This window comes from Allorhizobium sp. DMC15 (assembly GCF_056314065.1).
Window position 1 is genome coordinate 1,138,882 of the sequence record NZ_JBQUZB010000002.1, and the last position, 25,940, is coordinate 1,164,821.

General features: G+C 59.2%; 20 protein-coding genes. 11 read left to right on the forward strand and 9 right to left on the reverse strand.

The window, feature by feature from the left end; translation table 11 throughout:
- Nucleotides 1-46 precede the first annotated feature (46 nt).
- On the reverse strand, nucleotides 47-841 hold the full coding sequence (locus tag ACT53S_RS14015) for an alpha/beta hydrolase fold domain-containing protein (protein ID WP_476067433.1): 795 nt from the start codon (nucleotides 839-841) through the stop codon (nucleotides 47-49).
- A 148-nt stretch (nucleotides 842-989) separates the two neighbouring features.
- Here ACT53S_RS14015 and ACT53S_RS14020 point away from each other — a divergent pair, with 148 nt between their 5' ends.
- Nucleotides 990-1,937, forward strand: a complete 948-nt coding sequence (locus ACT53S_RS14020) for a LysR family transcriptional regulator (RefSeq protein ID WP_476067434.1) — start codon at nucleotides 990-992, stop codon at nucleotides 1,935-1,937.
- A 38-nt stretch (nucleotides 1,938-1,975) separates the two neighbouring features.
- Here ACT53S_RS14020 and ACT53S_RS14025 read toward each other — a convergent pair whose 3' ends face one another.
- The 4 genes from ACT53S_RS14025 to speB form a co-directional block, all read right to left on the reverse strand.
- A complete protein-coding gene (locus tag ACT53S_RS14025) occupies nucleotides 1,976-2,146 on the reverse strand; it encodes a hypothetical protein (RefSeq protein ID WP_476067435.1) in 171 nt (56 codons plus the stop codon).
- Between the two features lie 427 nt (nucleotides 2,147-2,573).
- The gene (locus tag ACT53S_RS14030) at nucleotides 2,574-4,754 is read right to left on the reverse strand and encodes a methyl-accepting chemotaxis protein (protein ID WP_476067436.1); all 2,181 of its coding nucleotides are present in this window, start codon (nucleotides 4,752-4,754) and stop codon (nucleotides 2,574-2,576) included.
- Between the two features lie 456 nt (nucleotides 4,755-5,210).
- Complete coding sequence (locus ACT53S_RS14035; RefSeq protein WP_476067437.1) at nucleotides 5,211-5,696, reverse strand: DUF3237 domain-containing protein; 486 nt, start codon at nucleotides 5,694-5,696, stop codon at nucleotides 5,211-5,213.
- A gap of 59 nt (nucleotides 5,697-5,755) precedes the next feature.
- Nucleotides 5,756-6,793: an agmatinase gene (gene speB / locus ACT53S_RS14040; protein WP_476067438.1), complete on the reverse strand. Its 1,038-nt coding sequence runs from the start codon at nucleotides 6,791-6,793 to the stop codon at nucleotides 5,756-5,758.
- A gap of 327 nt (nucleotides 6,794-7,120) precedes the next feature.
- Here speB and ACT53S_RS14045 point away from each other — a divergent pair, with 327 nt between their 5' ends.
- The 7 genes from ACT53S_RS14045 (at nucleotide 7,121) to ggt (ending at nucleotide 17,160) form a co-directional block, all read left to right on the forward strand.
- The gene (locus tag ACT53S_RS14045; protein ID WP_476067439.1) at nucleotides 7,121-8,611 is read left to right on the forward strand and encodes an aldehyde dehydrogenase family protein; all 1,491 of its coding nucleotides are present in this window, start codon (nucleotides 7,121-7,123) and stop codon (nucleotides 8,609-8,611) included.
- A 216-nt stretch (nucleotides 8,612-8,827) separates the two neighbouring features.
- Nucleotides 8,828-9,811, forward strand: coding sequence for a LysR family transcriptional regulator (locus tag ACT53S_RS14050; protein WP_210244120.1), 984 nt, complete (start codon nucleotides 8,828-8,830; stop codon nucleotides 9,809-9,811).
- Nucleotides 9,812-9,993: 182 nt separating this feature from the next.
- The gene (locus tag ACT53S_RS14055; RefSeq protein WP_476067440.1) at nucleotides 9,994-12,408 is read left to right on the forward strand and encodes an aminotransferase class III-fold pyridoxal phosphate-dependent enzyme; all 2,415 of its coding nucleotides are present in this window, start codon (nucleotides 9,994-9,996) and stop codon (nucleotides 12,406-12,408) included.
- Between the two features lie 593 nt (nucleotides 12,409-13,001).
- Nucleotides 13,002-13,811 carry an ABC transporter substrate-binding protein gene (locus tag ACT53S_RS14060; RefSeq protein WP_476067441.1) on the forward strand — a complete coding sequence of 270 codons (810 nt, stop codon included), beginning with the start codon at nucleotides 13,002-13,004 and terminating at the stop codon, nucleotides 13,809-13,811.
- Between the two features lie 10 nt (nucleotides 13,812-13,821).
- On the forward strand, nucleotides 13,822-14,601 hold the full coding sequence (locus tag ACT53S_RS14065; RefSeq protein ID WP_476067442.1) for an amino acid ABC transporter permease: 780 nt from the start codon (nucleotides 13,822-13,824) through the stop codon (nucleotides 14,599-14,601).
- Nucleotides 14,598-15,398 carry an amino acid ABC transporter ATP-binding protein gene (locus ACT53S_RS14070; RefSeq protein WP_476067443.1) on the forward strand — a complete coding sequence of 267 codons (801 nt, stop codon included), beginning with the start codon at nucleotides 14,598-14,600 and terminating at the stop codon, nucleotides 15,396-15,398. Before ACT53S_RS14065 ends, ACT53S_RS14070 begins: the two co-directional genes overlap by 4 nt.
- 175 nt (nucleotides 15,399-15,573) lie before the next feature.
- Nucleotides 15,574-17,160, forward strand: a complete 1,587-nt coding sequence (gene ggt / locus ACT53S_RS14075) for a gamma-glutamyltransferase (protein ID WP_476067444.1) — start codon at nucleotides 15,574-15,576, stop codon at nucleotides 17,158-17,160.
- A gap of 69 nt (nucleotides 17,161-17,229) precedes the next feature.
- Here ggt and ACT53S_RS14080 read toward each other — a convergent pair whose 3' ends face one another.
- The 4 genes from ACT53S_RS14080 to ACT53S_RS14095 form a co-directional block, all read right to left on the reverse strand.
- Nucleotides 17,230-18,258: a histone deacetylase family protein gene (locus ACT53S_RS14080; protein WP_476067445.1), complete on the reverse strand. Its 1,029-nt coding sequence runs from the start codon at nucleotides 18,256-18,258 to the stop codon at nucleotides 17,230-17,232.
- Complete coding sequence (locus ACT53S_RS14085) at nucleotides 18,255-20,279, reverse strand: ABC transporter permease (protein WP_476067446.1); 2,025 nt, start codon at nucleotides 20,277-20,279, stop codon at nucleotides 18,255-18,257. Before ACT53S_RS14085 ends, ACT53S_RS14080 begins: the two co-directional genes overlap by 4 nt.
- Nucleotides 20,267-21,223: an ABC transporter substrate-binding protein gene (locus ACT53S_RS14090; protein WP_476067447.1), complete on the reverse strand. Its 957-nt coding sequence runs from the start codon at nucleotides 21,221-21,223 to the stop codon at nucleotides 20,267-20,269. Before ACT53S_RS14090 ends, ACT53S_RS14085 begins: the two co-directional genes overlap by 13 nt.
- A 147-nt stretch (nucleotides 21,224-21,370) precedes the next feature.
- Nucleotides 21,371-22,327 (reverse strand): ABC transporter substrate-binding protein, encoded by a 957-nt coding sequence (locus ACT53S_RS14095; RefSeq protein ID WP_476067448.1) that lies wholly within the window; start codon nucleotides 22,325-22,327, stop codon nucleotides 21,371-21,373.
- Nucleotides 22,328-22,521: 194 nt separating this feature from the next.
- Here ACT53S_RS14095 and ACT53S_RS14100 point away from each other — a divergent pair, with 194 nt between their 5' ends.
- The 3 genes from ACT53S_RS14100 to ACT53S_RS14110 all read left to right on the forward strand — a co-directional run bounded on the left by ACT53S_RS14100 (nucleotide 22,522) and on the right by ACT53S_RS14110 (nucleotide 25,897).
- Nucleotides 22,522-23,316, forward strand: a complete 795-nt coding sequence (locus tag ACT53S_RS14100; protein ID WP_476067449.1) for an SDR family NAD(P)-dependent oxidoreductase — start codon at nucleotides 22,522-22,524, stop codon at nucleotides 23,314-23,316.
- Nucleotides 23,313-24,356, forward strand: coding sequence for an ATP-binding cassette domain-containing protein (locus ACT53S_RS14105; RefSeq protein WP_142071162.1), 1,044 nt, complete (start codon nucleotides 23,313-23,315; stop codon nucleotides 24,354-24,356). Before ACT53S_RS14100 ends, ACT53S_RS14105 begins: the two co-directional genes overlap by 4 nt.
- A gap of 86 nt (nucleotides 24,357-24,442) precedes the next feature.
- Nucleotides 24,443-25,897: an amidase family protein gene (locus ACT53S_RS14110; RefSeq protein ID WP_142071164.1), complete on the forward strand. Its 1,455-nt coding sequence runs from the start codon at nucleotides 24,443-24,445 to the stop codon at nucleotides 25,895-25,897.
- The last annotated feature ends 43 nt before the right edge of the window (nucleotides 25,898-25,940 follow it).

The window sequence follows — 25,940 nt, forward strand, 5'->3', positions numbered from 1 at the left end:
TTCGCCTAGAACCGCTATGTGGTGGAAGCGGGTTGGGAGCCCGCCGTCAGTGCGGCAGTTCCTGCAGGAACTGCGAAAATTCGGTCGAGACTTGCGAATGCCATTCGCCGTCTCGACCATGATAAAGCCCTGTCCATCCGAGATGGTCGGGCAATATTCTGGTCTTCACGGACACGCCTGACGACTGCAGACGTGCCGCATAATCCAGGGCCTCGTCGCGCAGCGGATCGTCATCCGACGTCACGACTAGGGCCGGAGCCGCTCCCATCAGCCGCGTGCACAGACACGGGGCGGCATAGGGATGCTGGCCGTCGCTCGCCTGGGTCAGGTAATGGTCCCAGCCGTCCGACCAGCGCTGTTGAAGCCCGATCGCATCGGCCTTGCGAAAGGACACTGTCACCATGCGCGGATCGAGCATGGGAGACAGAAGAACCTGCCCCGCAAGCTCTCCCGGCATGGCATCACGCGCCTTCAGAGCGAGGCTCGCAGCGAGGTTCCCGCCCGCCTCATCGCCGGCAACCAAGACTGGAGAATGCAGGTTGGCGAAGCGCTTGCGCTTGGCGAACAGATGCTTCAACGCCTCGAAAGCCTTTTCGAGCGCCCCTGGAAACAGGTTGCGCGTCGGCCCGCCAAAATCGGCTTCCACGACCAGGGCGCCGGCTTCTGCCATGGCCGCTGCGGCCGGTGCATCACCCAGACGAGGTGGAGCTGCACCGAACGCATTGCCGGAAAAGTACAAAACGAGCGGCCGGCGCTTTCCTTTGCCAGTCCCGTCATAGACGCGGAACGGCACGGGAAACCCTATCTCTCCGTCCTCTCCGCTCTTCCATTCCTTGCTCATGCTGTTCCGTGGTCATCTGCTGAATTCAGCTTCCGCTTGTTGGGTCTTTATATTATTATCCATTGAAGCGGCACAAGCCTTGCAAATCTGAGAGCTCTGTTCCGATATTTTGAATAATAACCCTCTTGTTGAAGCTAAGGCGCAATTTATGGATCAGCTATCGGCCATGCGGGTGTTCACGAGAGTGGTGGAGACCGGCAACTTTTCCAAGGCGGCCCACTCGCTCAAGATGCCGAAGACCACCGTCACCACTGCGGTTCAGGCTCTGGAGGCGCATCTGGCGACCAAGCTCTTGAACCGGACCACCCGCAAGGTGGTGGTGACGACCGATGGCGCGCTCTACTACGAACGCGCTGCGCGTATCCTATCGGAGCTGGACGAGCTCGATGGAAGTCTCTCCAGCTCGCAGGCACAGCCATCAGGCAAGGTCAGAGTTGCTCTCTCCGGTGCCTTTGCCGATCGTTTCATCATGCCGGCCCTGTGCGACTTCCACACGCGCTATCCGAAGATCCAGCTCGAATTCGATATTGGCGACCGGATCGTTGACTACGTCGCCGAGAATATCGACTGCGCCTTGCGGGCGGGCACTCCGACGGACCAGTCGCTTGTGGCACGGAAAGTGGCAGACCTCGAACTGCGGACCTATGCCTCGCCGATCTATCTCGAGCGGATGGGGATCCCCCGCCACCCGCGCGATCTCGAAAACGGGCACTTCGGCGTCGGCTACATGAAAGCCTATGAAGGCCGCGTCTTCCCGCTGCAGTTTCGCAAAGGAGACGAGGAGGTCGAAGTCAGGCTGGATTATGTGATCTCGGTGAATGAATTCAGGAGCTACATGGCCGCAGCCGTTGCCGGCATCGGCGTCGCCCAGGCGATCGCCTTCACCGTCCGGGATTATGTGGATCGCGGCGAACTCGTCGAAATCTTGCCCGACTGGCCACGCGATCCCGTCCCCCTCTACATCGTCTACCCACAGACACGCCACTTGAGCAACAAGGTGCGGGTTTTTGTCGATTGGCTGGCGAAGAAGCTCAACGAGGCACAGAATTCCGAAGCGCGGCTCAAGTCCCTCGCGCCGGGCGCAGAGGCCAGATAGCGATTTTTCCCGGAAGATCGAGAAGCTGAAGGCGCAGTTCAAAGCCGGGAAGCATCGAGATTGCCATCCGCAAGCTGATCTTCCTCGCGCGCAACGACGCTGACGATGCAACCAAGCGCCGGCTGATGCCGAGCGGGTGTGATATCATCCAGACCGTCATCGGCAAGTCGCCTGGCCATCAGCCGGCGAGCCTTGAAGTCCACGGCCATACCGCCAAGATCATGGCTTCGATGGATGCGATTGATGTCATGAAGCAGCAGTTCATCGCGGCTGCGAGGAAAGACTTCATGCCGCTAGTTGCGTCAGGGGAGATCGACAGTGAAGACAAAGTACAAAAGCATTTCGCAGGTTACGCTGAGAGAGCGTTCAGATCGCCATATCAGAAAATTACCAATGGGACTGGTCTGAAATGGCCAGATTGCACGGAGACTTGAATAAAGCCCGTACCTAGAGCGCTGAAACCAACCACTTGCAGTTTGGCATCATTTTCGAACTCTTGGCGCGTCCGCTCCAAAGCCTTGCAGAAAATCGGAGCGATTGACAGTGACGACTCAAAAGAATGATCGTGTCTGCGATGAGCCCGGCGCGGCTTGCGCCGGTGCAATCCTCCCACAATCCTTGTTGAAACCTTGTCTGTCACGCTGACTTGCGGTCCTCCCAGGCCTTGGACCGCCCGACGACGAACCGGGAGATCATCTGGCTCAGCGTGTTGGCTTCGCCATTCAGCACGGCGGAAGCAGCCGTCGTTTCTTCGACCATCGCCGCGTTTTGCTGCGTTGCCTGATCCATATGGTTTACAGCCATGTTGATTTCCCGCAGACCCGAGGCCTGTTCGCCGGTCGCCCGTGAAATCTGCTGCATGAGAGAATCGATCGCCTGAACCTGTTCGGCAATCCTGTCGAGGGCACCGCCGGTTTCTGCGACGAGGGTCACACCCTGACCGACCTGCTCGTTCGAGGCGGAAATGAGCGCCTTGATTTCGCGAGCAGCTTGGGCAGAGCGCTGCGCGAGCTCCCGCACCTCCTGCGCGACCACGGCAAAACCCTTGCCGGCTTCGCCAGCGCGGGCAGCCTCGACCCCGGCATTCAGAGCCAGCAAATTCGTCTGGAACGCAATCTCGTCGATCACGCCGATGATCTGGCTGACCTTGCTCGAGCTGTCTTCGATCCCCTCCATGGCCGCGATAGCCTTGCGAACGACCTCGCCGGATCGTTCAGCCTCCGTGCAGGCGGTCTTCACCTTGCCGGCCGCCAACTGTGCATTGCCGGCGCTTTCGTTGAGCTTGTCGGCGATTTCGCCGAGTGCTGCCGTGGTTTCCTCGAGGCTTGCTGCCTGCTGCTCCGTCCGCTTGGACAGTTCATCAGAGCTGCGGCTGATTTCGCGCGTACCACCGTTCAAGGTATCGACCGTTACGTTGAGGCGGATGACCGTCTCTTCAAGGCTCTGAACAGCGGAGTTGTAGTGATCGCGCAGCTCTTCATAGGAGCCCGGGAAAGGCTCGGTGATACGGTGTGACAGGTTGCCGTCGGCAAGCTGCTGCAGGCCCTTGCCCAGTGCAATCACAACCTTGCGCTGGGTTTCCGCAACGCCGAGACGCTCCGCTTCCGTCTGACTGCGCTGCTCCTCGGCGGCGAGACGCTGACGTTCTGCCACCGTTTCGAGGCTGCGGCCCTCGGCGAGCTTGTGGCGGAACACATCGAGCGAAGTCGCAAGCGCGCCCACTTCGTCCTGGCGCTCCTGCCCGGCCACTGGTTGTTCGTAGTCGCCCCCGGACAGGCGACCAACTTCGTTGAGCAGTGATCCGATCGGCTTCTGGATGAACAGACGAACGGCGATCAGCAGCGAGATGATGACCGCCGCCATGATCACCAGACCACCCGCGATCAGGATCAGCGTCTGCTGGTTGACCACCTTGGAAACAACCGTCACAGGCACGTCTTCGACGACCATCCAGCGAGTGTTGAGACCGGGAAGGTCAAAGGGCATGACAACGCGGAAGACGGGTTGCTGGTCTGCGCCAATGACGTTTTCAAGGATAACGGTTTCGCCCTTGAGGGCGGCGGCCTTTGCCGCGGCATCGCCTTCGAACTCGTAAGGCTTCATGACGCTCGCCTGATCCGGCGCAGTGAGCCAGCTTCCCAGCGCGGTCAGCAGATAGATGCGCCCGCTCCCAAATGGACGTTGGTCCTTCAGCGAAGCAGCAAGCGTTTCCAGCCCCACATCAACACCGAGCACGCCCCGCAGCTTCTCATTTGTAATCACGGGATAGACAATGCTCATCATCAGCATGTTGCCGGCTTCAGCCTCCACATAGGGCTCCGTAGCCACCCCCACGCGTTTGCTCGCCGGCAACGCGAAATACGCTTCTTCGCGGTTGATGACATCGGGCACGATAAGCTCAAGGCCGTTCGCCCCACGGGTCCAGTACGGGGTATATTCGCCATTGGCATTTGTTCCGATCGCAGGATCCGCTTCGGACTTCGAACCGTCGAAGCCATTCAGGTCCTCAAGCATCCAAGATCCGAAGACGAGATCGAATTTCTCGATGAGGGCCGGCAACATCGCCGTCAACTGGGCTCGCGTAACATCGGTTCGCTCGACAACGGAGGCCATCGCCTTCACCGAACCCGCCAAATTGTTGAGTTGCGAGGCAACTCCCGAGGCGGTCGCTTTGGCATCTGCCCGCGCCTGATCCAGCGTCATTGCCACTGTCCGGTCACGCACCTGAAGAATCACGGCCACGAATGTTAATGCCAAACAGAGCAAGATGGCGGTGGCACTGACGCTGAGCAGCTTGAATGCGAGTGTCTTTCTCATAGAACTTGTCCCTTCAGGCAGAACAGATACCCGGCCGCCAAACAATCCTCGCGTTCACTGTGAATGCGCTGTGATAAGAATTTGCTAATATCGACAAGGCTTGTGATGTAAAATTGCGAATTTGGGGATATTCTCGTGGATTTGGAATGCAGACAAGTGAACAGATTTCAGAAGGCACCGGACCCCTGAATGAATCCCTGAATAACAGTCAGGCAAAATAAAAAAATGACCTCGAATTTATCGAGGTCGAGGTGGGGATCAAAAATATAATAATTGACGTGTTCTATGAAATCTCCGACTATTATGAAATTTCCACGCCGATAAACGAGTATATTACTATTCGCCGACACCGAGGCGATGGCAGCGAATTGGAATACTGTGGCTTGGCGTTGTCACTAGCAGCTTGGCAAACAAGCCAGTCAGTTCCAGTCCAGCTCGTTTGAGATGGCATTTACATCAGATTGTCGCTTCCCAGAGCTCGATATAAACGTGATCCTGATCGTCCTTTTCGGCTAAAGCAGTTCCGAAATAAACCGCTTTGCCCAAGGCGGCATGAGGGCCTTCAGGCACCTCCAGGGTCGCCCGCGTTCTACCATGGTAGGTGCCATCAGGCTGCGGGGCCATCTTGCCGATGTTCGTGACCATGACGGGTGTTCCGTCATCCATTTCCAGCATGTACCGCGCTTCGATGGCATAAGAGCCATCAGGCAAAGCAATGGCAAAGTCAGCGCCACCCGACACGACCCGCCCTGCCCAACCATTGCCGCGCACTTCGCCACCGATGATCGGGAAATAGGCTCGGACATGGCCCTCGCTTGTCTTGAACTCGATCGCGGGACCCGTATCGGCCCGGATCACGCAGGCCTTGGTCAAAACGGGAAGACCGAGGGTCTGACCGGCGCCGACGCTGATCATGTCGATGGAATTGTGTTCAGGCTTCATGGGCACCCTCCGGTCGCTCATTTGACGGGCAACGTTGTTCCAGGCCGCAGGATCGTCACCTATCGCGCCATGACCATAAGGCACAGGATCGTATGCAGGACTTGCGCCGCGATCTGGGCGGTGTTGCTGGTGGGATCATATTGGGGAGCGACTTCCACGACATCCCCGCCGATGATGTTCAAGCCAGCCAGGCCTCGCAGGATTTGCAGCACTTCACGAGGTGCCAGACCGCCGACCTCTGGTGTGCCGGTACCTGGAGCAAAGCCTGGATCGACGCTGTCGATATCGAAGGAAATGTAAGTTGGCGTATTGCCGACGAGAGCACGAGCCTGCGCAATGATGTTCTCGATATTGCTTTCGCGAACTTGCTCGGCATGAACGACGGTCATGCCACTCTCGTAAGAGAATTCCCAAAGATATTCAGCAGGACCACGGATCCCGATCTGGATCGTCCGCTTCGGGTCGATGACGCCGTCGAGAACCGCGAGGCGGAACGGGCCGCCGTGCTGGAACTTCGTGCCTTCGTAAGGCCCGGCTGTGTCACAATGCGCGTCGATATGGATGAGGCTGACCGGCTCCTTGGCGCCGACGGCCTTCAGGATCGATGAGGAGATCGAATGATCGCCACCAACGCTCAGCGGCCGCACACCCGCCGCAACGAGGCGCTGATAGAAGGCTTCGATATCTTGATGGCAGCGGCCGAGATCATAACGGCTCTGCATCGGCACATCGCCAATATCGGCGATCTTCGCCTGCGACATCGGCGACACGCGCAGTACGTGGTCGTATGGCCCAACACGTTCAATCGTGCGCACTGCACGGGGACCAAAACGGGACCCGTTGCGGTTGGTGACCCCAAGATCCATCGGCACGCCGACAAGCGCGATATCCAGCCCGCCGAAATCGTCGCGTGCAGCGGCATCTGGCATGGCAGGCGCATCGAGAAGCGTTGGAATACCCGCAAACGGCCACTTCCTTTTATCCCCACCGGTAAACTGCGCTTCAGCTACGCGTCGGAAGTGGGCATCGAAGATGTCACCGCCGGACGCATTGCCGTATTTTTCCCGGAGTGCCTTCAGATGCGCTTCGTCCGCCATTTATCTCTCCTCATCGTTGATACGGACAATAGAGCCCATGGGCCGATCGATACTTCCGATTTGTTCGAAGTGAGCAACGATCGAATCCTGATGTATCGGCCGCCTTCAGGACGCGAATATCCTGCCAGGAGTATGGGAGGCGACGAGACGGCACGAGGAAGCCGGAATGATCAACATCGTTGCGAGAATTGATAGCCCATCCCCATCTTTATCGCGCCTGCGGGTTTCTCAAAGACCCTCCATTTTGAGCAGCGATAAAAGTCCCAGCTATGCGTGGCGCACCAAGCCGCAACCGACCAACATCGTCGCAATCCAAGGATGGCCCCTGTGAGCAAGACCTTCCCCCGCCCGTCATATCTCCAGATCTCCCCCCAATTGCTCGACCGGCCGCACGCGGTCTTCATCAATGGTCAATGGGTCAAGGGGGAGGGAAAATCGGCAATCTTGGCAGTCGATCCCTCGACCGCTTCTCCGTTTGCTGAATTCCAGCCTGCATCGATAGATCAGGTGTCTGACGCTGCCGAAGCAGCAACAGGTGCTTTCACCACCTGGAGACGACGTGACGGAAAGAGCCGGTCGCAGTTCCTGAGGAGCTTCGCCGATGGCCTGCGCAAGCGCAAGCCAGAGCTTGCAGCCCTCCAGATCCTCAACAACGGCAAGCCCCGCTTCGAGGCAGAAACCGACGTCGACGACGCGGCGGCGACGTTCGACTACTACGCCTCGCTGGCCGAGACACTGGATGACGCGCAGGCGAACCCGGTCGATTTGGGACAGGAGGGACTGGCCGGTGCCACCTATTTTGAACCCTTGGGGCCGGTGGCCCTGATTGTCGCCTGGAACTTTCCGCTGGTGACGACCGCGTGGAAACTGGCACCCGCTTTGGCCGCCGGCTGCACAGTGGTGTTCAAGCCCTCTGAGTTCACCACATTGGCCGAACTGGTTTATGGGGATATCGCATTGGAGGCCGGTCTGCCCGCAGGCGTGCTGAACATTGTCCCCGGAGCCGGCGAGATTGGCGCGGCCCTCTCCGCCAACGGCCGCTTCCGCAAAATCTCTTTCACCGGATCGAATGCGACCGGTGCTCGGGTCATGGCTGCGGCAGCCTCGCGCGTTGTTCCCATTTCGCTCGAGCTCGGCGGAAAGTCGCCGATCATTATCCTGGAGGACGCCGATATCTCTCAGGCCGTCGATATCGCGGCAGCGGGGATCTTCTACAACTGCGGACAAATGTGCTCAGCAACATCTCGCCTGCTGGTGTCAAAGCGCGTCGCTGACCGGTTCACCGACGCACTCGTCGCTAAGGCAAGGTCGATCGTCATCGGAGGACATGATCAGCCGGAAGCTGAGATGGGTCCTTTGACCACTTCCCCACAATTCAACAAGGTCGCAGCAACCTTCGATACCGCCGGTGCAAGCGGACTGGATTGCCTGACGGGCGGCAGTGTTTTGCGCAATAGGAGTGGCTTTTTCGTCGAACCGACCATCTACCGAGACGTGCCGATGGACCACCCCATCTGGCGCGAGGAGATCTTCGGCCCGGTATTGGCGCTCACTTCCTTTGCCACCACCAAACAGGCGGTCACGATCGCAAACGACACCGACTACGGACTGGCCGCGACAATTGTCGGCACAGACCTTGTGCAGGCCAACGCGGTTGCATCTCAGATCGATGCCGGCCACGTATGGGTGAATTCCCTTCAGTTGATCTCACCGAACAGCGCCTGGGGCGGCTTCAAGGCCAGCGGGATCGGTCGTGAGCTCGGGCCGTGGGGTCTGAACGCCTATCGAGCGGTCAAGCACGTGACACGGGCGGCGTAGCCTCCGCCCATATCGCATGACCGCAGTAGCCGGAAGACGTGTACATTTGGTTGGGCGCAAACTTTCAGCTTCAATTGCCCGCGTCTCCCAGTGGGCGCCGGCGGCTGGCCCCACGGACCGCCAGCGGTTCTCTTGCGATACATCCACACTCTCCGTAGTTTCGGCGGTGGGGACAACGGTGCGGGCACTGTTGCCGGCATGATAAGGGGTGCAGCGATGCCAAAAAACGGGAACACGGGGCGCAATCTCATCTCCGTTGACAATATGGACATCCGCCTCATCCGCATCTTCATCAAGGTGGTCGAGTCAGGCGGCCTTTCGGCCGCACAGGCAGAGCTCAACCTGTCCCTCTCGACCATCTCCGAGAAGATATCATCGCTTGAGCACCGCATGGGCCTCACCCTGTGTAAGAGAGGAAGAGGAGGATTTGAGCTGACCGAAAGCGGGCGGCTCGTCTTCGACGAATGCCAGCGTTTGTTCGGTTCGATCGATCAGTTCAGGCGAAAGGTGTCGGGCCTCAAATCCAACCTCAGCGGCAGCCTGTCCATAGGTCTTGTCGATAACATGATCACGGATCCAACCTCTCCGATCGCGTCAACTTTCGCGGCACTTTCGGAGGTGGCACCGTCATTGCATCTCCTCATCGAGACGCGATCCCCCGGCGAGCTTCTGAGGGATGTGGTCGCGCGAAAGCTGGACCTCGCGGTCGGAAGTTTTCCCCGCATGGCCCTCGGGCTTTCCTACATCGATCTTTACGATGAGCAGCAGAATTTTTACTGCGGCTCAAGTCACCCGCTGTTTTCGATGCCGGATGATGGGATCGGGATCGACCTCGTGCGGACGTATCGGATCATCGGTCGGAGCTATTGGGCAACGCGCGACATCAAGATCTTCGCCATCGCCACGCCACATGCGACTGTCTCCAACATGGAAGCCGAAGCCTTCCTCATTCTGTCTGGTGCCTATCTGGGTTATCTGCCCGATCACTTCGCCTCGCAATTCGTCAAGGCAGGGCGGCTGAGACTGATCCGCCCCAGCCTCTTCTCCTACAAGGCCAAGTTCCAGCTGGCGACGCTCGAAGACTGGAAAAGCCGTCCGACGGTGAAAACCTTCATCGACATCATCAGCAGAACCATTCGGGAAGGTTCGGATCGTCCGCAGCCTTCGGGTCAGGCATCGACAGGCACGCTGCCAGCCTGACCTCGCCCCCTGGCTCAGTGAATGTTTGGCATTGTCCGAAGTAAACTCGGGCCAATCCTAATGTGCACCATCCGCGAGCCGTGAGAAGACTGACCGGTGCTGACCGATGATGTACCGCTGACCACCATGCCCTGGTGTAGCAGATGGTCCAATCTGGTCTTTCATGAAGGGAACTTTGATCAATGATGCTCCGTGTTCCGAACGCAGAGGAGACCGAGATTCTGCTCGGCAGCATTTCGGCACCAGACCTGCCTGTCGAGCGGATCGCTCAACGCGTTGAAGAAGTCTACGGCCTGACCGGAGAGTGGAAGCGTCTTGGCGGCGAGCGCGAACAGAATTTTCGGCTGACGACAGCCGATGGTAATCGCTTCGTGGTGAAGATTGCAGCCCAGACTGAACCTCTGGAAAGCCTGATGTTCCAGATCAATGCTCTTCAGCATATCGAACGGATCGATCCTGAGATACCGGCGCCACGCGTGAAGCACACATTGTCCGCCAAGGCGATCTCCAGCATCACCGATGCAGAGGGGCGCAGTTATGCTCTCCGGATCCTGACGTTTGTTGCAGGCAGCACCCTCCTTGAAGTTGTAAGGGCCACCGGCACGGTTCTTGGCGCCGAAGAACTGATGGCACTGGGCGAGATGAGTGGCCGCTTGGCGCGAGCAATGCAGGGCTTTCGTGGCGACGGCGCTCCCGAGGTCATGCCTTGGGACCTTGCGAACGGACTGCTGTTCACGGACACCCTGAAAGCGACAATGCCGGCAGAGGTCAGTCCGGTACTCCAGTCCATTTTGAGCGACCTGAGAATTGTGCTGTCAGAGCAGCTGCCGCGCCTTCGGGCACAGGTCGTCTATCACGATTTTCACGAATCCAACGTCCTCGTCAGCCTCGATCCCTCCTTCAGAATTGATGGAATCATCGATTTCGGCGACATGATCTTCGCACCTGTGGTCCAGGATCTGAGTGTGACGATCGCCTCCCTCATCCATTGGTCAGCTGATCCCGTCTATGCAGCCGGTTGCCTTGTCCGTGGCTTCCAGCGCCAGATGCCGTTGGAGACCGAGGAACTCGAGGTCCTCAAGCCACTCGTGATGGCGCGCCTTCTCTTGCAGGTTGGCCTCGTCGCGCATCAAGCGGCTCAGGACGGCGCGCCCGGCTCTAAGCTCGATGAACTGCAGTCGATGTATGTCGACGTTTTGCTGAAACTGCACGCGCTGCCAAACGAAGAATTCCTTCAGGGGATGATGCCGTCAGTGGTGCCCGATGTCAGCAAGCGGGGCACCACGGCGTTTACGCCGACGACGGGCCTGCTGAAGCGGCGCGAAGCAGTGCTGGGCAAGACCTACACATTTTACAACGAACCCCTCGAAATTGTTCGCGGTAAGGGCAGCAAGCTGTTTGACGCCTCCGGCAAGGAATATCTCGACTGCTATAACAACGTAGCCAACCTGGGCCATTGCCATCCGTACGTCGTCGATGCCCTGGCACGTCAGGCAAGCACCCTCAACACCAACTCCCGCTATTTGCACACCGAGATCGTAAGGCTGGGGGAACGGCTGGGCGCCACATTACCGGATAACCTCGACACCTGGTTCTTCGTCTGCTCCGGATCGGAAGCAAACGACCTCGCTGTCCAACTCTCACGGATCGCGACCGGCAAGGACGGGATCGTCGTCACCGAGAACAGCTATCACGGCAACACGACGACCGTCTCGCCCCTCTCGCTCATCGATTACGATCCACAGCACAAACCCGGCTGGGTCGAAACAGTATCGCCCCCCAATCTCTACAGAGGCATCTACCGGGACGGACAACCCGATGCCGGCGCCAGATATGCCGATCACGTAGAGCAGGCGGCCGAACGGCTGGATCGCCGCTCTCACGGCATGGCCGGCTTGATGATCGACTCGATCTTCGACGCCAATGGCGCGCTTGTACCGCCCCCGGATTACCTGCCGCGCGCCTATGCGGCAGCCAGAACAGCCGGGGCACTCACGATCGCCGACGAAGTTCAGATGGGCTTTGCCCGCTCAGGAACGCATATGTGGGGTTTTGAAGCCTTCGGCGTTGAACCCGACATCGTTACCATGGGCAAACCGATGGGCAATGGTCATCCGATCGCTGCCCTTGTGACCAGGCGCGAGATCGCAGAATTGCTGCAGAAGCGGACGGGGTACTTCAACACCTTCGGTGGCAACACGGTATCAGCCGTGGTGGGCAACGCCTGCCTCGATGTCCTGATCGGAGAGAACCTGCAGGCCAATGCCGCCAGAAGCGGGGCAGCGCTGAAACAGGGTCTGGAAGCGCTGATGAGCCGGCATGGCATCATCGGCCACATTCACGGTCGAGGATTGTTCATCGGCGTCGAACTGGTGACCGACCACGCAACGAAGGCGCCGGCAAAGCTCGCCGCACGTTGGGTTCGTGAACGGCTGAAATCGCTTGGCGTCCTCGTCTCGTCGACAGGCCCGTTCGGTAACATCATCAAGATCCGCCCACCTCTGGTCTTCAGCCTGGCAGACGTTGCCCGATGCCTTGAGACACTCGATCAAGCCATTGCCGAGATCCCCGCGGACCTGAGGACAAAAGGCCTCTGAGGCGAAGCCAGTTCACGTCGAGGGCGCCTCAGATTTTGGCTGATGCTGCGCCTGCTTTGCTGGCCGCACCTGCTCCGCTCTGACAGCGGTTCTCTTGCAGAGCCTCAGAAACCTTGCGAGATCAGCGCAGTTGGCCCCCTGCACGAGATCACTGCGACTTCTGGCGCTCTCATTTTTGCTCGCCTCTCCCACGCGTGCGGCTTTGCTGCCAGCTTCCGGTCGTGTTCGCGCACGTCGGGGCACGGCCGAAAGTCGGAAAAATCCCCGTCGATACTACGAGGATTTACTAAGTAACGCGGGAAATCGCGGGGCTATCATTCTTCTGTCGCAGAGTGGTTGGGGCATCCGCAACAAGCGATCGGACGTCGCGTGCCGGTGATTGACGAGGGCCCGAAATGCCCATGTTCGATCATCTGTTGGCAAACCTTGCGGTAGTCATAGCAGCGCGAGACTTCGGTTCCCCATCCTCACCGCCTCAGCTTGGCCAGCTGTGCCTCGGCCGAATGTAAGTGCCCACCAATAAATAAAAAATGGTCTCTCGCTCGAGATGCAGAAGCCTCCGCGCGAAGAACATCCAGAAGGAGAACATCGACATGAAGCGTTCACCGCTTAAACTGACCAGCGCCATAGCGCTGATGCTCATGGCAGGCACCGCCAATGCAGCCAGTGTTGCCCCTCCAGCCAATCTTACGCAGGCCGGCAAACTGACCTTTTGCGCCGAGTTCGGCAACCCACCGCTCGGCTTTTATGATGAGGCTCAGGTGCTGACGGGCTTCGAGATTGAACTCGGAACCGAACTGGCCAAGCGCATGGGTCTGGAAGTGCAGTGGAAGGAGGTCGCCTTCAGCGCGATCATCCCGGCGCTGATGGCCAAGCAATGCGACGCCATTCTCTCCCAGCTCTTCGACAAGCCGGAGCGTCGCGAAGTCGTCGACTTCATCAACTACATGTATTCGAGCCAGTCGCTACTGGCCCCGAAGGGCAATCCGAACAACATCAAGGGCCTTGCTGACCTCTCTGGCCTGAAGGTGTCCGTCGGCAACGGAACGACAATCCAAAGCCTTCTCGATGAGCAGAACAAGCTTTTCAAGGAAGCCGGCAAGCCGGAAGCGAACATCGTCGTCTTCCCGAAGGACGCCGACGCACGTCAGGCGCTGCAGACTGGTCAGGTCGACGCGTATGGCACGACGCTGGAGACCGCCGCCTTCTTCTTCACAAAGGCCGGCCAGATCTTTGACATTGCGGGAGAACCCTTCAACAAGATCAAGACGGGCATGGCGATCCGCAAGGGAGAAGCCGAGACGATTGGCGCGCTTCAGAAGGCTTTCGATTCCATCCGGGAAGACGGGACCTATACGAAGCTGCTTGAGAAATGGGAGCTCGGGGCCGACGCGATCGAGTAGGACCTGACCGATGAATTTTGATCCGAGTATCTTCTGGGAATATCTGCTCAGACCGAGTTCGGTATACCTAAACGGCCTTTGGCTAACCCTCAGCATCAGTGTCATCGCTCAGGCGCTGGGCACCTTGCTGGGGCTCTTTCTCGCGATGGCCACGATTTCCAGATACCGCTCGCTCAGCGTGCCCGCACGATTCTTCGTGTGGGCATTTCGGGGCACGCCGCTTCTGGTCCAGATTGTGTTCATCTATACAGGGCTTGCTGCAGCAGGTCTCTACCGCTTTGAAGACGTTGATCTCGGTATTGCCGTCTTGCCGGGCAACATCCAGGCCGGCGTCTTGGCACTGACGCTGAATGCCGCTGCCTACATGGCCGAGATCATACGAGCCGGTATAGGGTCCGTAGGCGTTGGCCAGGCAGAAGCCTCCAAATCGCTTGGCATGACCTATCCCCTCTACATGCGGCGCATTATTCTCCCGCAAGCCGCACGTGTCGTCATTCCACCGCTTGGCAATGAGTTCAATGCCATGCTGAAGAACACCACCCTTCTCAGCGTCATTGGCGTGCCGGAACTGCTCCTGGCCACGCAGATGGTCACCACGGTGACATTCCGCGTGTTCGAACTTTACCTGGTCGTTGCCTGTTACTTCCTGACCCTGACCACACTCTGGGGCTTCATTCAAGTTCGTATCGAACGGAGATACGGAGATCCCGCCGCGCGAGCCGCCTACAAGAAAGCGGGATCCATCTATCTTCGGATGCTTGGGTTTGGTGCCGTCAAGGAGCCGAAATGACCAATACGCATGACAACAGGCAGACACCGATCGTGAGGGTTCGGGGCGTCGAAAAGCGATACGGCGACCTACACGTCCTGAAGGGCATCGATCTCGACGTCTACAAAGGCGAGGTCATTGTCATCGTGGGCTCTTCGGGATCTGGCAAGACCACCTTCATCCGTTGCATCAATCATCTGGAAAAGATCCAGAATGGCCGCATCGAGGTGAATGGCCATCTGATCGGCTATCGCGAACAGAATGGTCGGATGGTCGAGGATACGGAGCGCAACATTGCGAGGCAGCGATGCGAAGTGGGAATGGTCTTCCAGCTGTTCCACCTTTTTCCGCATCTGACGGCCCTCGAGAACATCATCGAAGCGCCGGTCCATGTTCGCAAAATTGATCGCGATGAGGCAATCCAGACGGGCCGCGCCCTGCTGGCACGGGTCGGGCTTGCGGACAAGCAAGACTTCTATCCTTCGCAGCTATCCGGCGGACAACAACAACGTGTAGCCATTGCACGTGCGCTCGCAATGCGGCCATCGGTCATGCTCTTTGACGAGCCCACCAGCGCGCTCGACCCCGAAATGATCGGCGAGGTGCTGGACGTCATGAAGGAGTTGGCTCGCGAAGGCATGACAATGATTGTCGTCAGTCATGAGATGGGCTTCGCGCGCGAGGTCGCCAATCGGGTCATCATGATGCACGAAGGACGCATCATCGAAGATGAACCGCCGGGGGTTTTTTTCACCGCCCCGAAGCACGAGCGAACGGCCACCTTCCTCTCGCGCGTGATCGGCAAACGGGACCACTGATCCAAAGAGCTGCCAAAAATTAACGTTCGTCCGGCTCGGACGGGCGTCCACCCGATAGAATATGCCGATGGTCCTTGCTCTGATAGCGTGAGACGATCACTGGCGACAGCAAAGGCAAGATCGTAATGGTGCGGCAGAGCCGCCGCCAGCCGCCTCTTGCAAAACGGAGTTCACGATGCGTGATTTTCAACTTCCTGGCCGCTCCGCCGCAATGGCGATGAATGGAATGGCAGCCAGCCACAATCCCCACGCGACAAGGGTTGCGATCGAAGTCCTTCGCAGCGGTGGCGCTGCGATCGACGCCGCCGTTGCTGCTGCTGCCGTTCTTGCGGTGGTTGAACCGCAGCAAACCGGCATCGGCGGGGACTGTTTTGTTCTGATGAGCAAGAACGGCACCGATGAGGTGATCGGCTATAACGGTTCCGGTCGTACGCCGCGCGGATTGCCCACGAGCGGTCTTGCCCCGGAGGGCGCGACACAAGTGGAGGACAACAGTGCCCATGCCGTGACCATTCCCGGTGCGATCGATGCCTGGACTCGTCTGGTTGCCGACCACGGACGCAAGGAGATCGGCGAACTTCTGGCGCCGGCCATTGATTTCGCGCGCAACGGCTTCCCGGTTCATCCACGGGTCGCCCGCGACTGGGTGGAGGATGCGCCGCGTCTGCAGCGCGATCCGAACGCACTGAAGGTTTTCCTGTCCAAGGGCCGGCCGATGCGCGCCGGCGAGGTCTTCCGCAATCCCGGACTGGCCGAAGCGCTTGACCTCATTGCCCGGAACGGTCGGGATGGGTTCTACAAGGGACCGGTTGCAAAAGAAATCGTCGAGTATCTGCGCGGTCTCGGCGGCTACCACACGGAAGAAGACTTTGCGATCGCGCAAGGGGAATACGTAACGCCCGTGCGGACGACCTATCGCGGCATGGAAGTCTGCCAGATCCCGCCAAACAACCAGGGCATCACGGCGCTTCTGATGCTGAACATCCTGGAAGGTTACGATCTCTCTGAACTTCAACCGATGAACGCCGAGCGGCTTCACCTGGAAGTCGAAGCCGGACGTCTCGCCTATCGTGATCGCGACGCCTTCGTCTGCGATACATCAAAAGCCTCCTTCCCCTTTGAAGAGATCCTGTCCAAGGACTATGCCGCGCGACTGCGCGCCGAAATCAGCACGGACCGTTTCGCGACCCATCTGCCCCCACCGCTGATGCGCCGAACCGATACGGTCTATCTCACCGTGGTAGACCGTGATCGCAACTGCGTCAGTTTCATCAACTCGGTTTACTGGGGTTTCGGTTCGACGCGGGTGTCACCGACCTATGGCATCACCTTGCAGAACCGGGGAATGGGCTTCTCGCTCAACCCGGACCATCCGAACGCAATCGGACCCGGCAAGCGCCCACTCCATACCATCATGCCCGGCATGACATTGAAGGACGGGCGGCCCTATCTGGTTTACGGCGTCATGGGCGGGGACTATCAACCCTTCGGGCATACGCATGTGCTCACCGGCGTCACGGATTTCGGCCTTGATCCGCAGGAGGCGATCGACCAGCCGCGCATCTTCCACAGCATGGGCGAAACCATCGTCGAACGCGGGATTCCAGGAGCCGCGATCAGAGGGCTTCAGGAAATGGGCCACAAGGTCGTCGTTGCACCGGAACCGCATGGCGGCGGACAGATGATCATGATCGACTGGAAGGAAGGCGTCCTGATCGGAGGATCGGACAGCCGTATGGACGGGTGTGCGCTCGGTTACTGAGCGCTGCCAGCAGTCTTTGTCTCTGCCCTCCAAGCGTAATGCCCGGAGGGCGGAGACGAACAGCGACACTTACAGGTGACGGCTGGGCTCCAGCACCCTGGCAACACAATCCCCGAGCGCAGCTTTGTCATACCCCCCCTCGAAGACGAACATTCTGGGTGCCTTCAGCGCCGCGATGGCCTCGCCAATACGGGAGAAGTCTTCCTGTCTGAGGTTCAGCTTGCCTGAGGGATCGCCCCGATAGCCGTCAACGCCGAGCGCGATGACGAGATAATCGGGCGCGAAGTCATGGATCCTGGCGCGCGCGGCATCGAGTGCAGCACCATAGGTTTCCAAGGTCGATCCTGGTTGCAGGGGCAGGTTCAGGTTGAACCCCTCGCCGGCTCCCTCCCCGATCTCATCGGCATATCCCGAAAAATACGGATAATCATCAGCAGGATCCGTATGGATCGACACTGTCAGGACATCCGAGTTCTTCCAGAATATGTCTTGTGTGCCGTTCCCGTGATGCGCATCCACGTCGAGAATAGCCACACGGGCTCCGCTCGCTGCAAGTGTCGAGGCTGCGAGCGCCGTGTGGTTGAGGTAACTGGTTCCGCCGCCCATGTCGCGACAGGCGTGATGGCCCGGCGGTCTGACGAGCGCAAATGACGATTTGCCGGAAACCAGCAGATGCTCGGCAGCGCTGCGGGCAGCCCCGGCTGCCCCTGTCGCGGCGGACCAGACATGCTGCGTGACCGGGCTAACCCCGTCAAAGAAGTAGTAGCCGAGTTTACCCTCGATTGCCCTCGGGGGGCGCGGTGGACGGTTTCGGTGTGGCCAGACGAAGGCGATGCCATCATGTTCGTCGCCGAAACCTGCAGTCCATTCGTCCCAAGCAGCTTCCAGGAATGACAGGTAATGTCGATCATGAATGGCAAGCAGATCCGCTGCCGTCAAAGGAAGGCAATCCACCGGAGCCTTGAATCCCCGCTCAGCAAGTGCCTCCCACACGAGGTCTATCCGGTCGGCGGTTTCGATCGTCGGAACCAGTTCTCCCGGAACCAGTTCACATCGTGCTTCATGAGCCCGATGCCCGCCATGGCTGAAGATTTTCATGCGGTGACCCTTGCCTTGCGTGATTTCTCAGGCGAGCAGCTTTCTGCCGCCGCGTTCAGGATGCGGTCGATCAAGATGGCCAGAGCGCAGATGGCGAGACCTGCCACGAGACTCCGGCCCGCCTGGACCTTCGCGATGGCTTCGATCGTTTCCAATTCCAGACCGCGAGTACCGATGAGCGATGTGATGACAACCATACCGACAGCCATCATCAGTGTCTGGTTGAGCGCCAGAAGCAGGCCCGGCCAGGCAAGCGGCAGACGCACCTTGAAGAAGGTCTGCCAGTAACTGGCACCGAACATTTCGGCTGCCTCCAGGACCCCCTTGTCGACCTCCTTGAGCGCATGAGAGACGTAACGGATCGTTGTCGCCATCGAGTAGATGGCGATCGCCAGAAGACCGGACACATCGCCAGGCCCCAGCAGCATCACGATGGGGATCAGATACACGAAGGACGGCAGAGTCTGGAGTGTCGTCACGATGCCATCCGTGATCTTGTAGACCCGTCGCGACGACGATGCCCACATTCCCAAAGGCACCCCAACGATGAGGGACAGGAGCGTGCCAGCGAAGACGAGATGCAGCGTAATCACCGCCGCCTCCCAATAGCCGATCGCCGAAATTGCCAGGATGATGAGAACGGATAGCAGTGCCACCTGTGGTCGCTTGAATGCCAGGCAGAGAACCGCAAGGCCCAACGCCGTGGCGAACCACCCGACACCCTGCATGGCGTCCAGAAGCGGACGCAGGATCCAGAACGTCATGAAAGTGCGGAAGGCTTCGAAGTAAGATCCCCAGTGACCGTTCAACCAGACGATCGCTTTCGACCAGACATCGGATGAGGACACGGTCCAGGTTTCCGGAAACTGTCGGAAGCTCGACGACAGAAGCGCAAGAGCGACCGACAGTGAAATGACGGCCAAAACGACTGCATATCTCTTGCGGCGTTCCTGACCATCCTCGTGTGAGGGCCGGCGGGTGGCAACGGCATGACCGAAACTGTAGAGCTGTATGGCCATGAGCGTGATGGCGATACCGGCTTCCAGCCCGCGACCGAAGCGGAGGGACTGAAGTGCCTTCAACACTTCGCCACCGAGCCCGCCCGCGCCGATCATCGACGCAAGGATGACCATGGCGAGCGACATCATCACGAGCTGGTTCAAGCCAAGCAGGATATCGGTACGAGCGGTCGAGATGAGGATCTTCCACTGTTGCTGCCAGAAGCTTGCGCCGGTCATCTCTGAAAGCTCGATCACCGAGGCCGGCACACGCCGGAGCGCATAGGCCGTTGCCTTGGCCATGGGAGGGAGCGCAAAAATCATGGTGGCGACGAGAGCCGCAACCGGACCGAACCCGAACAGCACGAGAACCGGCACCAGATAGCTGAACGGCGGTATCGTCTGCATGATGTCGAAAATCGGATTGAGCACTTTCTCCAGTCGCGGCCAACGCCAGAGCGCGATACCCGCCAGCAACCCGAGCACGACCCCGAGAACAATCGTCACCGACACGGAGGCAAGCGTCAGCATCGCCTCGTTCCACAGGCCGAAAGCGGCGTAATAGACGAAGGTTGCCAAGGTGAAGGCGGCGAGCCGAGACCCGGCTGCAAACCAGGCCGAAGCGACAAAAACCGCGGTCACGACGATCCACGGCAGCGGCGGGATGCTGTCACGTGCGCCATCCGCCCCGACATAGCTCCAGCCATTGGCCAGTGCGCTTTGAATGAAGCGCATCGGCACCCCGAGCAGTTCTCCGAGGCTGCGCGTATAGATCCGCAGCGGTTGATCGAAAATCTCGGTGCGGCGGAGCAATTGATCGAGCCAGTCGTTCGCCGCTGCCTGAAGCGGTATTCGGTAGGCTTGGGGCCAGGCATACAGGCCCTCCGGCAAGATGCTCCTGGCAAAATAGCCGAGCACGAAGATGGCGAGCGCGGTAAACAGCAAGAGCTTCGTGGCGTTGGCGCCGAAAATGCCGGCAGCAGGAGCTGCCGGCGTGTGATTGACTTCGGTTACTGCAGCCATGACGACCAGATCCCGTTATTGGCGTCGATCCATTCCTTGGCTGCCGCTTCCGGCGTAACACCATCGATATCCTGACGAGCTATGCCCTTGGCGACATCGGCGGAGGTCAGCTTGAAACTCTCGAAAATCTTCAGGACGTCGGGGGCCTTCTCTGAAAAATCGACATTGTAGAGTTTGACGATATCACCGGTCGAAAGAGCGCAATCCCAGACGGCATCGGGGTTAATGCCCCAGCTGGCATCTGTCGGGCAGCGATCGTCAAACTCGGGGAACTCGACGAACCGGCCCTGGTCGGATCCATAGAGCCAGTGTGGGGTCATCCCCCAGCCGATAATCGGCTCCTTCTTCTGGATCGCCCCCTGCATGGTCGCAACCATCGTGCCGACCGTGCCCGGCAGCGTGATCTTCACATCGAGACCGAGTGCCTTGATGCGCTCATCGTCATAGGCCGCGAAGTCAGGTGGGGTCCCGAGATAGTTGATCTTGCCGTCTGACGTCGATGTGGACAGTGCCTTCACGCAGGCCGGATCCTTGAGGGCCTTCCAGTCGGGAAGACCGGGGCACAACTCGCCGACATAGGTGGGATACCACCAGCTCTCCTTGGTCTCCACACCGGCAGAGCCGGCATTCTTGACCGACCCTGATTCCAGCGTCTTGTTGATCAGATCCTTGCTCGTGCCCCATACGGCCGGCGAAAGATCGACATCGCCGAATTCGAGAGCCGTGAAATGCGCCGTGTAGTCGATCTTGACGAACTCGACATTGTAGCCCGCTTTTTGCAGAACTTGGCCGAAGACATAGTCGACGAAGTCGGAATCCGGGACGTTGTAGACGGGGATCCGCACCGTCTCCTGGAATTTGGCATCCTGTGAAAGCGCGCCGCTCGCCGGGAGCAAGAGTGAAAGTGCGCTGGCAATGGTAAGATTGAGGCGTCGGTTGTTCATTGTGTTCCCCTTGTTGGACGACCTTAGGAAAGCCGGCCGGAACGGTCGGCGGCGGAAGAGGCCTGTTGGCGCAGTTCGGAATGTCTGGGTGGACCGTGCAGCGCCACGGACGGAGTGAGGCGGCCCAAACGCGAGCCGCCCGCCTGATCATTTGGTCCAGGGGGACCAGAGCGCGGAATTGGCTTCAATCCATTCCTTCGCTGCTTGCTCCGGCGTCACACCATCAAGATCCTGACGTGAGATGCCACGGGCAACGTCGTCGACGGTCAGCTTGAAGCTCTCGAGCACTTTGATGACGTCGGGAGCCTTCTCGGCAAACTCGACATTGTACAGCTTGACGATCTGCCCGGAGGGAACGGCACAATCCCATGTGGCATCGGGATTTTCGCCCCAGCTCGGATCGCTTTCGCACGCGGCATCGAATTCGGGAAACTCTACGAACTGGCCCTCTCCGGAGCCGTAGAGCCAGTGGGGAACCATGCCCCAGCCAATGATAGGCTCCTTTTTCTGCATGGCGCCTCTCATGGTGGCGACCATGGCGCCGACGGTGCCCGGCCGCGTGATATGCACATCGAGACCAAGCGCGGCGATACGCTCCTCGTCGTAAGCAGCAGAATCCGGCGGGGTGCCGAGATAGTTGATCTTGCCTTCTGATGATGAGGTGGAGAGTGCCTTCACGCAGGCTGGATCTTTGAGAGCCTTCCAGTCAGGCAGTCCTGGGCAAAGTTCGCCGACATAGTTCGGATACCACCAGGTTTCCCTGGTCTTAACCCCGACCGAACCCGCAGTGGCCACGCTACCGGATGCGACGGCTTTGTCGATCAACACCTTGCTGGTCTCCCAAACCGCCGGCGATATGTCGACATCTCCAAACTCCAGCGCCGTGAAATGCGCAGTGTAGTCGATCTTCACATACTCCACCTGATATCCGGCCTTTTCCAGCACCTGACCGAAGGTGTGGTCCACGAAGTCCGAGTCCGGGATGTTGAAGACGGCGACACGGACTGTGTCTTCAAATTTGCCATCCTGAGCAACGGCAATTCCCGTTGACGCGGCGAGCGACATGGCAAGCGCGATCGCCCGGTTGGTGCAATAAGATCTCATATCTGGTTCCCCTTGTTCTTATCATCACAAGTGAGAGCCTATCGAGCCAATCTGTCAATCACAAAAATATCTCAAAGTGAAATTTATCGGTCTTTCTTGCCGATTTCCGATTGATTTGTGATTTTTTTGTGCTTCTTATGATGAGGAACAGACAGGGACTTATGCCTGGGCTCAAGCCCATCCAAGGGAATACAATGAGAAATCAGAAAGATACGCCAGTAGCCCTGGTGACGGGCGCCTCTCGAGGCATAGGTCGAGCCATTGCAGAGCATCTCCTGCAGGAGGGATACGATCTTCACGCCACCTACCGGACCAAGGCCGACACAGCGAAGGAACTGGTGAGCTTTGGTGAGAAACTCGGTCGGAAGGTTACCCTTCATCACCTCGACGCGACCTCGCCTGCCAGTCAGGAGAAGCTCATCGGCGAATTGTCGGCGGCCTCCTTCAACTGCCTGATCTTCAACGCCGGCATGATCGAGTTTGAAGACTTCGATGACTATGACCAGGGAATTTGGGACCGGACGCTCGAAACCAATGTCAGCTCGATCCTTCGTTTCTCGCTCGGCTTGAAGGAAAGGGTAACGAATGGCGGCTCAATCGTCATGGTGTCGTCCACGGACGGCATGATCGGCTCCTATGCCAGCATGGCCTATGCAGCCTCTAAGGCTGCGCTCAACAATCTCACCCGCAGCCTCGCCTGCAATTTTGGATCCAGGAACATTCGCGTCAACGCCGTGGCGCCCGGTTGGATCTCAACGGACATGACGAGCGAAGGTTCGTCCGACTCTGCCTCGGTGACGCCTTTAGGCAGAGACGGGACGCCGGAAGAAGTCGCCAACGTTGTTGGATTTCTGGCCTCCCCCAAGGCCAGTTTCGTCACCGGCGCCATGGTCGTGGTGGACGGGGGCTACACATCCTCGGACCCAATCATGTTGAACGAGGCCAGACACTTCCAGGCATCGAAGACAAGCTCCGGAGACCACCCATGATCATCGAATGCGAGAACCTCTGGAAGATCTACGGGGACGGCGGCGCTGCCTTGGACAAGGGAACCCACTCCGTTCAGGAGCGGATTGAACTTGCCGAGAAGACTGGGGCTTATGTCGCACTAGCGGACATCAATATCGGTGTCGGTCGTGGCGAGACACTCGTTATCATGGGCCTGTCGGGATCGGGCAAATCGACGCTTCTGCGCTGTCTGACGCGGCTGATCGAGCCGACATCCGGCGAGGTTCTCTACGAGGGCACACGGATCACGGGCATGGCGCGCGCTGATCTCTTGGCGCTGCGCAGGCAGCACATGAGCATGGTCTTCCAGAACTTTGCCCTGCTCCCGCACCGCACGGTTCTCGGCAATGTCGAATTGCCGCTCGAGATCCAGAAGCGGGATGCGAAGTCTCGCCGCGCTGCAGCCTTGGAAATGATCGAACTGGTCGGCCTGAAATCGAAGGAAGATCACTACCCGCACGAATTGTCGGGCGGCCAGCAGCAGCGCGTCGGCATTGCCCGAAGCCTTTGCAGCAACCCGGCGCTGTGGCTTCTCGATGAGCCTTTTTCCGCGCTCGATCCGCTGATCAGACGGGAAATGCAGGATGAGGTGCTGCGGCTCCAGTCTTCGCTCGCCAAGGCCGTCATCTTCGTGACCCACGATTTCGAGGAGGCTGCCCGGCTCGGCGACCGGATCGCCATCTTGCGTCGGGGCCGCCTCGTTCAGTGCGGCACTGCAGAAGAGCTCGTGACAAACCCCGTTGACGACTATGTCCGCGCATTTACGGCCGAAGTCGATCGGGGTCGGGTCTACATGGCTGAGCGCTTCATGGAGCTTGGGCAACCACCGGCGTTCGACAAGCGCCTTCCGAAGCGCACAAGCCTGAAGGATGTTTCGCGTGCGTTTGCAGACGGCGCGAACGTCGTGGCCTTCTGCGACGAGAGCCAGAAGACCGTGGGCTTCATGCGACGGGAAAAGCTCGGCGAGGCCCTGGCAGCCTCCGAACTCGCTGGTCCGCTGCAGCACCACCCAATCGTTTGAACGGTGCAGCGCAGGACTTCAGTTCCGTCCTGGACACCCAAAAAATTCTTATCAAGAGACCCCGCGACAAGCGCTGTGAGGAAATCATGCCGAAGACGACGCCCCCGCATTGGTGGACAGCAACAGAGACGCTTGAGGAACTGCACAGCGGCAGAATCGGCGCGGTAGAACTTCTGACGCACATGAAGACGAGGGCCGAAACGCTCGGACCTCAGATCAACGCCGTCATTGAAACGCAATTCGAGGCGGCCTTCCAAACAGCGCGTGCCGTGGACGACGGCAAGATCAAGGGCTCCCTTGCGGGCCTGCCGATGACCATCAAGGATACGTTTGAGGTTGAAGGCTTTGGCTGCCGCGCCGGAATTCCCGAATTGACCGACTACAGATCGGCGCGCGACGCTGACGCCGTCGCGCGGCTGCGTTCGGCAGGAGCGGTGTTCTGGGGCAAGACCAATGTGCCGCTCGCTGCAGCCGACCACCAGAGCTACAATCCGATCTTCGGCGTCACCAACAATCCGTGGGACCATGAACGGACGCCCGGTGGCTCCTCCGGTGGCTCGGCTGCGGCCTTGGCGGCGGGCTTCACCTCCCTCGAGCTTGGCAGCGACATCGGGGGCTCGATCCGCATACCCTCGCATTTCTGCGGCACCTGGGGCCACAAGCCGAGCTATGGGATTGTTTCGCAGCGCGGGCAGGTTCCGCCGAACCCGGGTGCCTTGGTCCAGTCACCGATCGCTGTCTGCGGCCCCATGGCGAGAAGCTCCGCCGACCTGATCCTCGGTCTCGACATCCTGGCCGGTGCGCCTCCCGGAGAAGCATGGGCGCTCAATTTGCCAGAGAGCCGGGCCGGTATTCTGAAGGATTTTCGTGTCGCAGTCTGGTCGGGTGGCTACCCCGTCGATCCGGAGTATCGCGCGGCCATTTCCCTGTTCGGTCAGGCCTTGGCGAAAGAAGGTGCGTCGGTCGTCGAACTCGACGCGACACCGCATCCGCTTGTAGGAGATGAAAATCTCTACATCTCCCTTCTCTTTGCGGTGATCGGCGGAGAACTCGCGGGAGCAGACCTCTCCGACTACGACCATGCGGCGGCCATCTATGCGGCAGACACTGTCGCTGGACAGGCCGCCCGGGCAATCCGCGGCAGCACGGCCGATTTCTTCATCCTGCTTGAAAGACAGGCTCAGCACATCGCCAAATGGAACGCCTGGTTCCAGAATTTCGACATACTCATCACTCCGGTCTCGATGACACCGGCCTTCCGCCATCAGAATCAAGACGGCGACGGCCCCGTGCCCAGCATGGCGCGAACCCTGGATGTCGGTGGCGAGAAGGTTCCTTATCTGGAGAATCTCCTTTGGCCTGGGGTGGCGACCCTGGCCCACCTGCCATCGACTGCACGTCCGCTTCCCTGGAAAGTGGGCGGATTGCCGGCGGGTGTTCAACTGATCGGCCCTTCCTACGGCGACAGGACCACCCTGGCCTTCTCCCAGCTTTGTGACGAGATCTTCGGCACCTTCGTCCCGCCGTCCGGCTACGCATGATCAACGGGTCGGGCCTCGGTTCAGCGAGGTCCTGCACGACGAA

Excerpts from the sequence above, each read along its gene's own strand:
- ACT53S_RS14015 (WP_476067433.1), bottom strand. The coding sequence starts at position 841 with ATGAGCAAGGAATGGAAGAGCGGAGAGGACGGAGAGATAGGGTTTCCC.
- ACT53S_RS14020 (WP_476067434.1), top strand. The coding sequence starts at position 990 with ATGGATCAGCTATCGGCCATGCGGGTGTTCACGAGAGTGGTGGAGACC.
- ACT53S_RS14025 (WP_476067435.1), bottom strand. The coding sequence starts at position 2,146 with ATGGCCGTGGACTTCAAGGCTCGCCGGCTGATGGCCAGGCGACTTGCC.
- ACT53S_RS14030 (WP_476067436.1), bottom strand. The coding sequence starts at position 4,754 with ATGAGAAAGACACTCGCATTCAAGCTGCTCAGCGTCAGTGCCACCGCC.
- ACT53S_RS14035 (WP_476067437.1), bottom strand. The coding sequence starts at position 5,696 with ATGAAGCCTGAACACAATTCCATCGACATGATCAGCGTCGGCGCCGGT.
- speB (WP_476067438.1), bottom strand. The coding sequence starts at position 6,793 with ATGGCGGACGAAGCGCATCTGAAGGCACTCCGGGAAAAATACGGCAAT.
- ACT53S_RS14050 (WP_210244120.1), top strand. The coding sequence starts at position 8,828 with ATGCCAAAAAACGGGAACACGGGGCGCAATCTCATCTCCGTTGACAAT.
- ACT53S_RS14055 (WP_476067440.1), top strand. The coding sequence starts at position 9,994 with ATGATGCTCCGTGTTCCGAACGCAGAGGAGACCGAGATTCTGCTCGGC.
- ACT53S_RS14060 (WP_476067441.1), top strand. The coding sequence starts at position 13,002 with ATGAAGCGTTCACCGCTTAAACTGACCAGCGCCATAGCGCTGATGCTC.
- ACT53S_RS14065 (WP_476067442.1), top strand. The coding sequence starts at position 13,822 with ATGAATTTTGATCCGAGTATCTTCTGGGAATATCTGCTCAGACCGAGT.
- ACT53S_RS14070 (WP_476067443.1), top strand. The coding sequence starts at position 14,598 with ATGACCAATACGCATGACAACAGGCAGACACCGATCGTGAGGGTTCGG.
- ggt (WP_476067444.1), top strand. The coding sequence starts at position 15,574 with ATGCGTGATTTTCAACTTCCTGGCCGCTCCGCCGCAATGGCGATGAAT.
- ACT53S_RS14080 (WP_476067445.1), bottom strand. The coding sequence starts at position 18,258 with ATGAAAATCTTCAGCCATGGCGGGCATCGGGCTCATGAAGCACGATGT.
- ACT53S_RS14085 (WP_476067446.1), bottom strand. The coding sequence starts at position 20,279 with ATGGCTGCAGTAACCGAAGTCAATCACACGCCGGCAGCTCCTGCTGCC.
- ACT53S_RS14090 (WP_476067447.1), bottom strand. The coding sequence starts at position 21,223 with ATGAACAACCGACGCCTCAATCTTACCATTGCCAGCGCACTTTCACTC.
- ACT53S_RS14095 (WP_476067448.1), bottom strand. The coding sequence starts at position 22,327 with ATGAGATCTTATTGCACCAACCGGGCGATCGCGCTTGCCATGTCGCTC.
- ACT53S_RS14100 (WP_476067449.1), top strand. The coding sequence starts at position 22,522 with ATGAGAAATCAGAAAGATACGCCAGTAGCCCTGGTGACGGGCGCCTCT.
- ACT53S_RS14105 (WP_142071162.1), top strand. The coding sequence starts at position 23,313 with ATGATCATCGAATGCGAGAACCTCTGGAAGATCTACGGGGACGGCGGC.
- ACT53S_RS14110 (WP_142071164.1), top strand. The coding sequence starts at position 24,443 with ATGCCGAAGACGACGCCCCCGCATTGGTGGACAGCAACAGAGACGCTT.